The 13425-nt window shown below is 74.5% G+C and carries 12 protein-coding genes; 4 read left to right on the top strand and 8 right to left on the bottom strand.

Annotation, left to right across the window (positions count from 1 at the left end; genetic code table 11):
* On the top strand, window positions 1–221 hold a 221-nt coding region (locus LWC35_RS37600), incomplete at its 5' end, for a response regulator transcription factor (protein ID WP_232875290.1).
* 16 nt (window positions 222–237) lie between these two features.
* Here LWC35_RS37600 and LWC35_RS37595 read toward each other — a convergent pair.
* The 5 genes from LWC35_RS37595 to LWC35_RS37575 all read right to left on the bottom strand — a co-directional run bounded on the left by LWC35_RS37595 (window position 238) and on the right by LWC35_RS37575 (window position 6279).
* Window positions 238–1008 carry an amino acid kinase family protein gene (locus LWC35_RS37595; RefSeq protein WP_232875289.1) on the bottom strand — a complete coding sequence of 257 codons (771 nt, stop codon included), beginning with the start codon at window positions 1006–1008 and terminating at the stop codon, window positions 238–240.
* A gap of 1 nt (window position 1009) precedes the next feature.
* Window positions 1010–1822 (bottom strand): amino acid kinase family protein, encoded by an 813-nt coding sequence (locus LWC35_RS37590; RefSeq protein WP_232875287.1) that lies wholly within the window; start codon window positions 1820–1822, stop codon window positions 1010–1012.
* A gap of 201 nt (window positions 1823–2023) precedes the next feature.
* Window positions 2024–3238 (bottom strand): cysteine desulfurase-like protein, encoded by a 1215-nt coding sequence (locus LWC35_RS37585; protein WP_232875286.1) that lies wholly within the window; start codon window positions 3236–3238, stop codon window positions 2024–2026.
* 19 nt (window positions 3239–3257) lie between these two features.
* Window positions 3258–4538, bottom strand: coding sequence for an MFS transporter (locus LWC35_RS37580; RefSeq protein WP_232875285.1), 1281 nt, complete (start codon window positions 4536–4538; stop codon window positions 3258–3260).
* A gap of 109 nt (window positions 4539–4647) precedes the next feature.
* Window positions 4648–6279 carry a sensor histidine kinase gene (locus tag LWC35_RS37575; protein WP_269805473.1) on the bottom strand — a complete coding sequence of 544 codons (1632 nt, stop codon included), beginning with the start codon at window positions 6277–6279 and terminating at the stop codon, window positions 4648–4650.
* A gap of 174 nt (window positions 6280–6453) precedes the next feature.
* Here LWC35_RS37575 and LWC35_RS37570 point away from each other — a divergent pair, with 174 nt between their 5' ends.
* Window positions 6454–7953, top strand: coding sequence for a carboxyl transferase domain-containing protein (locus tag LWC35_RS37570; RefSeq protein ID WP_232875284.1), 1500 nt, complete (start codon window positions 6454–6456; stop codon window positions 7951–7953).
* Window positions 7954–8165: 212 nt separating this feature from the next.
* Entirely contained in the window at window positions 8166–9380 is a 1215-nt protein-coding gene (locus tag LWC35_RS37565) for a L,D-transpeptidase (RefSeq protein ID WP_232875283.1), read from the top strand.
* A gap of 42 nt (window positions 9381–9422) precedes the next feature.
* Here the strand turns inward: LWC35_RS37565 and LWC35_RS37560 are convergent, their stop codons facing one another.
* The 3 genes from LWC35_RS37560 to LWC35_RS37550 form a co-directional block, all read right to left on the bottom strand.
* A complete protein-coding gene (locus LWC35_RS37560) occupies window positions 9423–10982 on the bottom strand; it encodes an acyl--CoA ligase family protein (RefSeq protein WP_232875293.1) in 1560 nt (519 codons plus the stop codon).
* A gap of 94 nt (window positions 10983–11076) precedes the next feature.
* The gene (locus LWC35_RS37555; RefSeq protein WP_232875282.1) at window positions 11077–11553 is read right to left on the bottom strand and encodes a MarR family transcriptional regulator; all 477 of its coding nucleotides are present in this window, start codon (window positions 11551–11553) and stop codon (window positions 11077–11079) included.
* 10 nt (window positions 11554–11563) lie between these two features.
* Window positions 11564–12337: an enoyl-CoA hydratase-related protein gene (locus LWC35_RS37550; RefSeq protein WP_308194753.1), complete on the bottom strand. Its 774-nt coding sequence runs from the start codon at window positions 12335–12337 to the stop codon at window positions 11564–11566.
* Between the two features lie 23 nt (window positions 12338–12360).
* Here LWC35_RS37550 and LWC35_RS37545 point away from each other — a divergent pair, with 23 nt between their 5' ends.
* Entirely contained in the window at window positions 12361–13275 is a 915-nt protein-coding gene (locus tag LWC35_RS37545) for a TIGR03620 family F420-dependent LLM class oxidoreductase (protein ID WP_232875280.1), read from the top strand.
* Window positions 13276–13425: the final 150 nt, after the last annotated feature.

Below are 13425 nucleotides of genomic sequence, written 5' to 3'. Positions count from 1 at the left end.
ACCGCAGGCTCGACGCGCTGACCGGCCGCGAACGCGAGGTCCTCGCGCTGGTCGCGGCCGGCCTGTCCAACGACGAGATCGCCGAGCGGCTCGTGGTCAGCCCGGCCACGGCGAAGACGCACGTCAGCCGCTCGATGGTCAAGCTGGGCGTGCGCGACCGGGCCCAGCTCGTGGTGCTCGGGTACGAGACCGGGCTGGTGCGGCCGGGCTGGCTGGCCTGACCGCACCGGCCGGCGGTCACGCGTGGACGACCGTGCCCGCGTCCTTGTCGGCCAGCGCGTCGGTCAGCGCGCCCCGGGTCAGGCCGTTGACCACCCGGAACTCGCGGACGTTCTTGGCCGTGGACAGCAGCTCGCACGCCAGCCGGTCCACGGGGAGGTCCGCGGTGGTGGCCGGGACCCGGCCCCCGGGGCCGTCGGTGTCCTTGACGAAGATCAGCCGCTGCGCGCCGAACGCGTCGGCGAGCAGGACGGCGCCCGCGTCCGTGCGGTGCACCGGCAGCTTGCCGACGGCGGCCGGGAACTCGTGCGTGCCGTAGGGCGGGTACCCGTTCGACACGACCGCCGGCGCCGCTGCGAGGTGCCCGGCCAGCTGGCGGGCCACGGTGCCGTGCGGCACGTAGGACACGCCGTCGGCCGCGAGCAGGGCGGCGAGCAGGTGCCCGTTCTGCTCGGCCTCGGTGGCCGCGAGCGCGGAGAGCGCACCGGTGGGCAGGCCGAGGTCCAGGCCGACGCCGATCGCGTGCCGGGCCCGGATGCCGGCCCCGGTGAGGATCAGCATGCGGTGGTGCTCTGCGAAGGCCTCCCGCAGCTCCTCGACCAGGGGCAGGAGCGCGTCCCGGCCGCGGTCGACGATCGTGCCGCCGCCGATCACCACGATGTCGAGCCACGGCAGCATCCGGATCACCGGACGGGAGGTCACGGGCCGGACGAGATCCCGGTCGAGCAGGGTCTGCCGGGCCAGCAACGAGGGGACGTCCTTGCCGTACTGCGCGCCGTTGTCCGTCATCTCAGCCCTCCGCGGTGATGATCGTGCCGACGTGCTCGCCCGCGAGCGCGCGGGTGACCAGTCCCGGCTTCAGGCCGTTGACGATCTGGATCCGCTTCACGAAGCGGGCGTTGCGCATGAGGTCGAACACCGGCCGCTCGACGGCGAGGTCGGGCAGGTCGCGCGCGATCAGCTCGTCGACCGAGATCTCCGGGATCAGCGTCGCGGACGGGTCGGTCTTCGGGTTCGCCGTGTAGAGGCCGTCCTCGTCCTTGACGAAGATCATCGACGCGCAGCCGTAGGTCTCGGCGACGAGGTAGCAGCCGGCGTCGGTGCGGTAGGGCGGGATCACGCCCTCGGCCGGCACGCGCTGCCACATGTCGTAGGGCGGCATGCCAGCGAAGATCGCGGCGCCGACCTCGGCGACCCGCAGCGGGAGCGCGGCCGTCGCGCCGCCGCCGACCACCGGGACGCCGTGCTTGGCGAGCAGGTGGCCGAGCATCGTCGCGTTCTGTCCGGCCACGGCCGAGCCGATGTCGCTGAGCACGCCGGTGGGCAGGCCCAGCTCGGCGGCCAGGGCGTAGGCGTGCCGCGCGCGGGTCCCGCCGCCGGTGCCGATCAGCAGGCGGTACTGCGGCAGCGCGGCCACGATCTCCTCGACCACCGGGAACACCGCGGAGCGGCCCCGGTCGAGCAGGCTCTGCCCGCCGATCTTGAGCACGTGCACGTCGGGCAGCACCCGCTCGTCGGGCACGGCGTCGGTGGCGGCCTGCAGCTCGGGGTCGTCGAGGCTGCGGCTCAGGAGCAGCTCGCCCAGTGCGGCTGCGCTCGTCATGGAGAACCCCCAGGTCGCGGGCGGCCGGGGCGGCCACGCCGCGGGCGACCGTAGCGGCCCGGGGAGACCGCCGCCAACCATCGGACCGGTCGCGGCGCGGCGGCCACCGTGGACGCGGCCGGGCGCCCGGCGGTTCGGCCGCAGCCGCGTCCGCGCAGGCCGCTCTGTGATCCTCGGCGCACCCGGTCGTGGCCGCCTGCGTCAGAGCGCCACGAACGAGGCCAGGCCGTCGAGGAGCCGGTCGACGTCGGAGTCGTCGGTGTACGGGGACAGCCCGATCCGCAGCGATCCGGTGTCGCCCAGCCCGAGCCGGCGGCTGGCCTCGAGCGCGTAGAAGGAGCTGGCCGGGGCGTTGATCCGGCGCTCGGCGAGGTAGCGGTAGGCGTCGGCCGGGTTCCTGTCGGCGAACTCGACGAGCAGGGTCGGGGTGCGGTGCGCCGCACGGGACCGCACGCGGACGCCGGGCAGCTCGGCGAGGGCCTGCTCGATCCGCACGCGCAGCGGCTCCTCGTGCGCACGGATCGCGCTCATCGTCTCGAGCAGGGCGGTGCGGCGGTCGGCCGGCGAGCCCGTGAGCCCGGCGAGGAAGTCGACCGCGGCGGTGGTGCCGGCGAGCAGCTCGTAGGGCAGGGTGCCCAGCTCGAACCGTTCCGGGACGTCGTCGCTGCTCGGCGCGAGCTTCGCCGGGCGCAGCTCCTCCAGCAGCTCCGGGCGGGCGGCCAGCACCCCGCAGTGCGGGCCGAGGAACTTGTAGGGCGAGCAGGCGTAGAAGTCCGCGCCGAGCTCCGAGACGTCGATCCCGGCGTGCGCGGTGAGGTGCACGCCGTCGACCATCGTCAGCGCACCCGCGTCGTGCGCGAGGGCGGCGATCTCGGCGACCGGCGGGATCGTGCCGACGAGGTTCGACGCGCCCGTCACCGCGACCAGGCGGGTACGCCGCGACAGCACGGCGGCGACGTCGGCCGCGGTGAGCTCGGCGGTCTCCGGGTCGAAGTCGGCCCAGCGCACCGTGGCGCCGGCGGCCTCCGCGGCGAGCACCCACGGCCGGATGTTGGCGTCGTGGTCCAGCCGGGTGACGACGACCTCGTCCCCCGGCCGCCAGGTCTCGGCGAGCGTGCGCGCCAGGTCGAAGGTCAGCTGGGTCATGCTGCGCCCGAACACGATCCCCCGTGGGTCGGCGTCGAGCAGGTCCCCCATCGCGGCCCTGGCCCGCAGCACGATCCCGTCGGCGTGCCGCTCGGCCTTGGTGACGGTGCCGCGGTTGGCGATCGGCGTGACCAGGGCCTCGTACACCGCCCGGGCCACCGGCTCGGGGGTCTGCGAGCCGCCCGGTCCGTCGAAGTGCGCCGTCCCCGCCTTGAGCGCGGGGAACCGGGCGCGGAGGGCGGCGACGTCGTAGCTCGCAGGTCGGCTCACGGCTCTCACCCTGGCACGGCTACCGCAGCACCGTCCCCTTCGTCTCCGGCAGCGTGAGCACGGTGAGGAAGGCGATCGCCGCGCCGACGGCGACGTACCAGAAGAAGGCCCCGCCCAGCCATTGGATCATCAGCGGCGCGGTCCCGCCGAACAGCGCGACCGTGAGGTTGTACCAGGCGCCGATGCCCAGCCCGCGCAACTCGGTCGGGAACAGCTCGCTCATGATCGCGGGCGCGATCGAGGTCATCATCGTGTAGAGCCCGAGTCCCACGCAGAACACCACGAGCAGGCCGGTGACCCCGGGCCGGACGAGTGCGGACAGCGGCACGATCAGCAGCGCGGTCGCCCCCGACCACACCAGCAGCTGCGGCTTGCGGCCGAACCGGTCCGAGAGCGCGCCCATGGGGTACTGGAGCAGGCAGAACAGCAGTGTGGCGATCGACAGCGCGAGGAAGACGTCGAACGGGTCGGCGCCGCGGGACTTCGTGGCGTACGGGGTCAGCGCGGAGAAGAAGGTGTAGTAGCAGAGCGTCGAGAGCAGGGTGAAGCCGACGAGCTGGCCCACGGCCTTCGGGTGCTCGCGCAGCGTGGTGAGCAGGGGGTTCCTGAGCGTCTGCGCCTTCGACTTGTTGGTCTCGAACTGGTCGGTCTCGGGGATCGTCCGGCGCATCCACAGGCCGAGGACGCCGAGCACGCCACCGATCAGGAACGGGACCCGCCAGCCCCAGGCGGAGATCTGGTCGTCGGACAGGGTGCCGGCGAGGATCACGCCGAGCAGGCTCGCGATGAGCACGGCCGCGCCGGTGGAGATGTAGAAGAACGAGGAGTAGCGACCGCGACGGGGCGGCGGCGCGATCTCACCGAGGTAGGCCGACGCGTTGGACACCTCGCCGCCCAGCGACATGCCCTGGGCGATGCGGGCGAGCAGCAGCAGGACCGGGGCGAGCCAGCCGACCATCGAGAACGTCGGCAGGATCGCGATCACGAGCGAGCCGCCGGCCATCAGCAGGATGGTCAGCATCATGGCCGTGCGGCGGCCGCGGACGTCGGCGAAGCGGCCGAGCAGGAACCCGCCGAGCGGCCGGAAGAAGAAGGCCAGCGCGTAGGTGGCGAGGGTGCTGATCAGGGCCAGCGCCGCGTTGCCCGGCGGAAAGATCTGCGTCGCGAAGTAGATCGAGAACGTCGCGTAGATCGTCCAGTCGTACCACTCGATCGCGTTGCCGATGGAGGCGGCGACGAGTGTTCTGACGGGCAGCCGATGGCGTGTGCCGGTGGTGGTCTGCTGGCCGGTCTCGGTCATCCGCACTCCAGGGTGATCCGCCGTGATCGGTGCTGATCGGTACAGCCGGGCACGATGTGCGCGAAAGGGTACGTCGACCGGGTGACCCCCGCAGGGTCTGGCGCCACGCTCAGGAGCCGGCGAGGGCGGGCAGCGGGATCGTCGGGCCGTCCGGGAGGGGCAGGGCCGGGGCCGGCAGCCGGACGGTGAACGTGGTGCGGCCGGGTCGGCCGGCCACCGTGACCGTACCGCCGTGCGCGGCCACCACCGCCCGCACGATCGCGAGGCCGAGGCCGGTGCCGCCCCGGTCGCGCGAGCGCGAGCCGTCGCCGCGGGCGAAGCGCTCGAAGACGTGGGCCGCGAGCTCGGGCGGGATCCCCGGGCCGGTGTCGGTGACGGTGACGTGCACGGCCCGGTCGGCCGGGTCCGCCGGGTCCGGCGGCGCCTGCAGACCCACGGTCACCTCGGTGCCGGCCGGGGTGTGGGTGCGGGCGTTGGCCAGCAGGTTCGTGAGGACCTGGGTGAGCCGCAGGCTGTCTCCCGGCACCACCACGGGCTCGGGCGGCAGGTCCAGCCGCCACCGGTGGTCGGGACCGGCCGCGCCGGCGTCGGACACGGCGTCGAGCACCAGGCGGGTCAGGTCGACGGGGGCGCGCTCGAGCGGGCGCCCGGCGTCCAGGCGGGCGAGCAGCAACAGGTCCTCGACCAGCGTGGACATGCGCTCGGCCTGGGAGGTGATGCGGGAGAGCGAGTGCGCGGCGCTCGGTGGCAGGGACCGGTCGCGCGCGGTGAGCTCGGCGTAGCCGCGGATCGCGGCGAGGGGGGTGCGCAGCTCGTGGCTGGCGTCGGCCACGAACTGGCGGAGCTGGACCTCGCTCGCGTGCCGGGCGTCGAGGGCGGCGGCGACGTTGTCCAGCATGCGGTTGAGGGCCGCGCCCACCTGGCCGACCTCGGTGCCGGGATCGGTGTGCTCGGCCGGGACGCGCTCGAGGAGCTCGACCTCGCCGTTGTCGAGCTGCAGCGCCGACACCCGCCCCGCGGTCTCGGCGACCCGCTCGAGCGGCCGCAGCTCGCGCCGCACGGCGACCGCGCCGGCCACCCCCGCGCCGGTCAGCGCGAGCACGACGACGATCGACTCGGCCACCACGAGGAGCTGGGTGAGGTGGTCGACGTCCGCCTGCGGCAGGCCCGTGACCAGCACGGTCCCCGAGCGGTCGACCGAGGCCAGGAGCCGGTAGGTGCCGAGGCCGCCGAGGGCCTCGCTCACCGGGTGGCCGTCGGTCGGGACGGCCGCCAGCGTGGCCAGGGCGTCGGCGGGCACCTGTTGCGACGACCCGCCGCGGTCGGTCACCACCGCGTCCGTGACCTGGCCCGCGACGACCGTGGCGCCGACCGTGCGGGGTGCCTGGGCGGCGCCCAGGAAGTCGGCGCCGAAGTCGGAGTCGGCGCCGGTCCCGCGCCCGCCGCGGTCGGTGCGGTCGGTGCGGTCGGTGGGGTCGGTGGGGTGGCCGGGGCCGGCGGGGCCGGCCCCGTTCTGGATGGCGACGAACCGGCCGCCGGCCGAGACGAGGTCGTCGTCGAGCTGGTTGAGCATGTAGTGGCGCAGCGCGATCACCGTCGCCAGCCCGACGACCGTGCACACCGTCGCGAGCAGGAGCATCACCGCCACGACCAGTCGCGCGCGCAGGGAGTGCCGGGTGCGGGGCCGGCCCCCGCCCCGGGTGCGCAGGGCTGCGCGCCGGTGCGTCGCCGTGGCGGTCATACGCCCACTGTGCGGGCCGCTCGTGTGGGGTCCGTGAGGGATTCCTGTGCGCCGGCTGTCGGCGGCCCGGCGGTGGGGGCCCGGTGGTGGGGGCCCGGTGGTGGGGGCCCGGTGGTGGGGGCCCTGTCGGGGTCACGGTCCTGCTCCGGGCCCGGCGGATGGCAGGCTCACCCCGTGACGCCCCGCTCGCGCCAGCTGCTCGAGACCGTGCTCGACGACGGGACCTTCCGGTCCTGGGACACCACACCGGCCCCGGTGCCGCTGGTCGCCGACACCCCGGCGTACCGGGCGGAGCTCGCGGCCGCGCACGACCGCAGCGGCGTCGACGAGGCCGTGGTCACCGGCGAGGGCCGGATCGCGGGCCGTCGGGTCGCGGTCGTGTGCAGCGAGTTCGCGTTCCTCGCCGGGTCGATCGGGGTGGCCACGGCGGAGCGGCTGATCCGGGCGATCGAGCGGGCGACGGACGAGCGCCTCCCGCTGCTGGCCGCGACGGCGTCGGGCGGGACCCGGATGCAGGAGGGGGCGATCGCGTTCCTGCGCATGGCGGCGATCTCCGCCGCCGTCACCGCGCACAAGGCGGCGGGCCTGCCGTACCTCGTCTACCTGCGGCACCCGACGACGGGCGGGGTGTTCGCGTCGTGGGGCTCGCTGGGCAACGTGACCGTGGCCGAGCCGGGCGCGCTCGTCGGGTTCCTGGGGCCGAAGGTGTACTCCGCGCTCTACGGCGAGGAGTTCCCGGAGGGCGTGCAGAAGGCGGAGAACCTGCACCGGCACGGGATCGTCGACGCCGTGCTCCCGGTGGAGCGGCTCGCCGGGGTCGCGGCGCGGGTGCTGGCGATGCTCGACCCCGTCGACCCGATGCGGCTGCCGCCGTCGGCGCCCGCGCGCGGCGAGCCCACCGGCCCGGACGAGGACGCCTGGACCTCGATCGAGCGGTCCCGCCGGCCCGAGCGGCCGGGGGTCCGGGACGTGCTGCGGCTGGCGGCCACGGACGTCGTCCCGCTGGGCGGGACCGGGGAGGGCGAGGCCGGGCGTGGCCTGCTCCTGGCGCTCGTGCGGTTCGGCAGCGTGGCCTGCGTCCTGCTCGGCCAGGACCGGCGGGCGCAGGCGGTCGAGCCGCTCGGGCCGGGTGCGCTGCGGACCGCGCGGCGCGGGATGCGGCTGGCGGCCGAGCTGGGGCTGCCGGTGGTCTCGGTGATCGACACGACCGGGGCGGCGCTGTCGGTCGAGGCCGAGGAGGGCGGGCTGGCCGGCGAGATCGCGCGCTGCCTCGGCGAGCTGACCGAGCTCCCCGTCCCGACGGTCTCGGTGCTGCTCGGGCAGGGCACCGGAGGCGCCGCGCTGGCGCTGCTGCCCACGGACCGGGTGGTCGCCGCCCGGCACGGCTGGCTCACCCCGCTGCCGCCCGAGGGCGCGAGCACGATCGTGCACGGCACCCCGGAGAAGGCGGCGGAGGTGGCGGCGCGGCAGCACGTCCGCGCGGTGGACCTGCTGCGGGCGGGGGCGGTCGACACGATCGTCGACGAGCACCCCGACGCCGCCGACGAGCCGGAGGCCTTCGCCCGCCGCGTCGCCGACGCCGTGGAGTCGGAGTTGCGCGCCCTGCTCCCCCTCTCCCCGGTCGACCGCCTCGTCCGGCGGCGCCGCCGCTACCGCACCCTCGGCCTGCGGTGACCCGTCTCACCCCTCCGGGCCCCGGCGCTGGTAGCCGAGCCGCCGAAGGGGTGATTCGGATCCGGACGAGCCACGCAAAATTGCGCCGACCATTCCCTGCGCCGTTCGGGTGATTGCGCCTCCCGCAATCGAATCGCAATCACCCTCCGCTCCGAATCCTCACCGACCGTTGGCATGATGATCGTGGGGTTGGTGTGACGCGAGGGGGAAGCGTGAAATCCGTGCAGTGGCGTGCCGTGCGCCGCATCCTGGCGGGAGCCGTCGCGCTCGGGATGTGCGCCGGGCTCGTGGCGGCGTGCGCGAGCGCCAACGCCGAGGCCTCGCACACCGGAGCGGCGGCGCCCCAGGCCCCGGCCGCCGTCGTCACGCGGCTCGACCTGCAGCCCGCCGCCGGCGCCGTCGACGTCCATCCCCTCGGCGCCGCCCGGGCCACGGCCACCGCGGGCACCCTGCGCGACGTCGCCCTCACCGACTCCGACGGCGACGCACTGCCCGGCACGTACTCCGGTGACGCGTCACGGTGGACCGCCACCGCGCCCCTCGACTACCGCGAGACCTACACGTGGAGCGGCACGATGGTGGCGCCCGACGGCGCGGCCACCCCGCTGGCCGGCTCGTTCACCACGGTCGCCCCGAAGCGCCTGGTCAAGGCCTCGACCAACATCGGCGAGGGCGCGACCGTCGGGATCGCCGCACCGATCGAGATCCGCTTCGACCGCGACCTGTCCGACGAGGCGAAGGCCGAGGTCGAGCGCGGGCTGAGGGTCACGACGTCCACCCCGGTCGAGGGCGCCTGGGCCTGGCTGCCCGACGACTGGGGTGGCTCGCGGGTGCACTGGCGCCCGAAGGAGTACTGGCCCGTCGGCACCCAGGTGGCGGTCGCCGCGTCGCTGTACGGCAAGGACCTCGGCGCCGCCGGGTACGCCGCCGCCGACCTCACCACGCACTTCACCATCGGCCGCAGCCAGATCGTGAAGGCGGACGAGGACAGCCACCGGATCGTCGTCATCCGCGACGGCCAGCAGGTGATGGACCTGCCCGCCAGCTACGGCCTGGAGACCGACCCGCGCCGGGTCACCCGCAGCGGCGTCCACATCGTCATGGCGAAGTCCGAGAAGGTCCTCATGTCCAACCCGGACTACGGCTATGTGGACATGCCCGAGTACTGGGCGGTGCGGATCTCCAACAACGGCGAGTTCATCCACGCCAACCCGGCCTCGCAGTCCGCGCAGGGCCGGCGGAACATCTCGCACGGCTGCATCAACCTGTCGATCAAGAACGCGAAGGCCTACTTCGACACCGCCATGTACGGCGACCCGGTCGAGGTGACCGGCAGCAGCGTCCCGCTGTCCGCCCACGACGGTGACGTCTACGACTGGGCCGTGCCGTGGGACGAGTGGAAGGCGATGAGCAAGCTCACCGCCTGACCCACCCCGCCCCGCCGCCCCCGGCCCGGGGGCGGCGTCCGGTCACTGGATCCGCCGCTCCACCCCGGCCCACGCCTTCTCGCGCAGCACGTACTTCTGGATCTTCCCGGTGGAGGTCTTGGGCAGCTCGCCGAAGGTCACGGACTTGGGCGCCTTGAACCGCGCCAACCGCCCGCGCACGTGCTCGCGGATCTCCTCCTCGGTCACCGACGCGCCCTCCTGCAGCATCACGTACGCCGCCGGCACCTCACCCCAGCGCTCGTCGGGCACCGCGATCACCGCCGCCTCCAGCACCGCGGGGTGGTCCATGATGGCCTGTTCGACCTCGACGGACGCGATGTTCTCGCCGCCGGAGATGATCACGTCCTTGGAGCGGTCCCGGAGCTCCACGTACCCGTCGGGGTGCACGACGCCGATGTCCCCGGTGCGGAACCAGCCGTCCGGCGCGGCCGCCGCGGTCGCCTCCGGGTCGTCGAGGTAGCCCAGCATCAGGTTGTTGCCACGCAGGGCGATCTGGCCCGTCGTGGCCCCATCCGCCGGGACGTCCGTGCCGTCCTCGGCGATCACCCGCGGCACGCACGAGATCATGTTCCCGACGCCCTGGCGCGCCTTCAGCCGCGCCTGCGCCTGCGCGTCCAGGGAGTCCCACTCCGGGCGCCAGTCGCACAGCATCGCCGGGCCGTAGGTCTCGGTCAGCCCGTACAGGTGCGTGACCTCGAACCCCAGCTCCCCCATCCGCCGCAGGATCGCCGGCGACGGCGGCGCCCCACCCGTCGCGATCCGCACCGTGTGGCCCTGCGGCAGCGGCGCCGCGTCCTTCGCGTACGCGATCATCGACAGCACCGTGGGCGCCCCGTTCAGGTGCGTGACGCCCTCCTCGCGGATCAGCCGCCACACCTGCGCCGGCTCCACCTTCGGCAGGCACACGTGCGGGGCCGCCGCCGCGGTCACCGCCCACGGGAAGCACCAGCCGTTGCAGTGGAACATCGGCAGCGTCCACAGGTGCACCGCCGACGGCGACAACCCGGTGTGCCCCACCATCGCCACGGCCTGCAGGTAGGCACCCCGGTGGTGGTACATCACACCCTTGGGCCGCCCCGTCGTCCCGGACGTGTAGTTGATCGACAGCAGCGCCCGCTCGTCCGTCGGGGTCAGGTGCAGCGGCTCGGCCCCGGCCAGCAGGGCCTCGTACTGCTCACCGGCCCGGATCCGCTGCAGCGGCGCGTCGAGGGCGGCGAACACGTCGTCGACCAGCGCGTCGAACGAGGGGTCGTGGATCAGCACGGACGCCTTCGAGTGCTGCAGGATGTAGGCGACCTCGCCGGCCGAGAGCCGGGTGTTCACCGCCACCAGCGGCACCCCCGCCCACGGCACCCCGAAGTTCGCCTCCAGCAGCACGTGCGTGTTCGGCGCCAGCACCGCCACCGGCCGGCCGTCCGCGATCGGCGCGAGCCCCCCGGCCAACCGGGTACACCGTTCGTGCAGCTCCGCGTACGTCCACCGCCGGTCGCCGTCGACGACCCCGATCCGCTCCCCGTGCGCCGCGGCGGCGCGATCCAGGTACGCGGTGGGTGTCAACGGCTCGAAGGAGAGGGAGTCCAACAGGGCGGCATCGAGGGCGGCATCGCTCACGATCGTGAGCCTCACCCGTGGCGGGGCCCGTGCGCAACGGGAAGTCGAACATGCCCGCGCCCCGTCACGACGGGGCGAGCGGACGGACCTCGCGACGGCGCTGCGTCACCAGGTCCGTGACCCCCGCGAGGAACCGGGCGACCGCGGCAAGCTCGGCCTCCGTGTAGCCCTCCAACATCGCGTCCATGCCGGCGCCGAGCGGCCCGAAGAAGGCCTGGCCGATCCCGGCCGCCGCGGCACCGTAGCGCAACACGACCCGGCGCCGGTCCCGCTCGTCCCGGTCCCGGCGGACGTAGTCGTGCCGCTCCAGCCGGTCCACCAGCGCCGTCGTCGCGCCCGAGGACAGGCCGAGGTGGGCGCCGAGCCGGCCCGCGGTGAGCGGCTCGCCCACGCGGTCGGCGTTCAGCACCGCGATGAGCGCGTGCAGGTCGGTCGTGTGCAGCCCGTGCTGCTCGGAGAAGGCCTGGGCGAGCCGCGCGGACTCGGTGGCGTAGGCCTGGAGCAGCCGGACCAGCTCGTCCCGCCGGGCCCCGTCCGTCATGATCGCCAGGTTACCGACCGGTCCACCGCGGCTCGCGCTTCTCCAGGAACGCGGCCACGCCCTCGTGCCGGTCGGCCGAGGCGAGCACGGCCTCGGAAGCCTCCCGGGTGGCCGCCCAGCCGCGCTCGTCGGGCTCGCCTGCCACCGTCTCGACCGCCCGCAGCGTGGCCCGGACCGCGACCGGGGCGTTGGCGCACACCTGCTCGGCGAGGGCGAGCGCGGCGGCCTCGGCGCCCCCGTCGTCGACGACGTCGGCGACCAGACCCAGCTCGTACGCCCGATCCGCGCCCAGGGGTTGCCCGGTGAGCAGCATCTGCTTCGCGATGTTGAGCGGCAGCGGGCGCGGCGCGCGGAACAGCGCGCCGCAGTTCGCCACCAGTCCGCGGGCGACCTCCGGCAGCCCGAACCGCGCCGAGCGGCCGGCCACCACCAGGTCACAGGCCAGCACGATCTCGAAACCGCCGCCGTAGGCGACGCCCTCGACGGCCGCGATCAGCGGGGTCGACCGCTCCCGCCTGACGACGCCGTAGTTGCCGCCCCGCGGGGTCGGCTCCCCCGCCCCGCCCGCCAGGTCCGTGCCGGCGCAGAAGACCGTCGGCCCGCCGGTGAGGACGCCGCACCACAGGTCGGGATCGTCCTCGAGCTCGTTGAGCGCGGCGTCGAGCGCGGCGGTCATCGCCGCGTCGACGGCGTTGCGCTTGGCCGCCCGCTCCATCCTGATCAGCAGGACGCGGCCGCGCCGCTCGGTGGCGACCCGGGGCTCCGTCGCAGTAGAGGTGCTCACGACCGGAGCCTAGGGTCCGGAGCGTGACGGACACGAGATCACGTTTCGCGCTTCCCGCCGTCGGCCTCTGGACCGGCGCCCTCGACGTCGTCCCCGCAGCCCGGGCGCGGGAGCTCGCGGCCGAGCTGGAGTCGCTGGGCTACGGCGCCCTGTGGCTCCCCGAGGTCGCCGGCCGCGACCCCTTCGTCCACCTGTCGATGCTGCTGTCGGCCACCGAGCGGATGATCGGCGCCACCGGCATCGCCAACATCTGGGCGCGCGACGCCGTCGCCACCTCCTGCGCCACGAAGGCACTCACCGAGGCCTACCCGGAGCGGGTGCTGATCGGGCTCGGCGTCAGCCACCAGAACCTGGTCAGCGGCCTGCGGGGGCACCAGTACGACAAGCCGCTCACCGCGATGCGCGAGTACCTCGACGGCATCGACGCGGCCCCCTACACCGCGCAGCGGCCGACGACCCCCGTCCGGTACGTCCTCGCCGCACTGCGCCCGAAGATGCTGCAGCTCTCCGGCGAGCGGACCGACGGCGCGCACCCCTACTTCGTCACGCCCGAGCACACCGCCCGGGCGCGCGAGACCCTCGGCGCGGAGCCGCTGCTCTGTCCGGAGCAGGCCGTCCTGCTGGAGACCGACCCGGTGAAGGCCCGCGAGATCGGCCGCCGCTACACCGCGACCTACCTCGCGCAGCCGAACTACGTCAACAACATCAAGACGCTCGGGTTCGAGGAGTCCGACCTGGCCGACGGCGGGTCCGACGCCTTCGTCGACGCCCTGGTCGCCTGGGGCGACGTCGACACCGTCGTCGCCCGGGTGCAGTCGCACCTCGACGCGGGCGCCGACCACGTCGCCGTCCAGACGCTGCCGGTGGACAAGCGCGGCGTTCCGGACGACCAGTGGCGGGAGCTCGCCGCTCCCCTGACCGCCCTGAAGAGGGGCTGAGGGCCCTCACGCACCCCGGAGCGCGGCGTCCCCGCGGCTGTCCGGACGCACGTCCGGTGGACCGGCGCTCGGGCATGATCATGGGATGGGGACGGAGACGGTCGGGAATCGACCGTCCTGCCCCAGAACCGATGATCATGGTCTGGGGGC

Origin of the sequence: Pseudonocardia kujensis (assembly GCF_021283305.1) — a bacterium.
Classification (GTDB): domain Bacteria; phylum Actinomycetota; class Actinomycetes; order Mycobacteriales; family Pseudonocardiaceae; genus Pseudonocardia; species Pseudonocardia kujensis.
This window is presented reverse-complemented; position numbering and strand designations above follow the sequence as displayed.

What these genes read in the sequence shown, in the direction of transcription:
- LWC35_RS37575 (WP_269805473.1), bottom strand. Translation starts at nt 6,279, where the DNA reads ATGACCGCCACGGCGACGCACCGGCGCGCAGCCCTGCGCACCCGGGGC.
- LWC35_RS37595 (WP_232875289.1), bottom strand. Translation starts at nt 1,008, where the DNA reads ATGACGGACAACGGCGCGCAGTACGGCAAGGACGTCCCCTCGTTGCTG.
- LWC35_RS37580 (WP_232875285.1), bottom strand. Translation starts at nt 4,538, where the DNA reads ATGACCGAGACCGGCCAGCAGACCACCACCGGCACACGCCATCGGCTG.
- LWC35_RS37555 (WP_232875282.1), bottom strand. Translation starts at nt 11,553, where the DNA reads ATGACGGACGGGGCCCGGCGGGACGAGCTGGTCCGGCTGCTCCAGGCC.
- LWC35_RS37590 (WP_232875287.1), bottom strand. Translation starts at nt 1,822, where the DNA reads ATGACGAGCGCAGCCGCACTGGGCGAGCTGCTCCTGAGCCGCAGCCTC.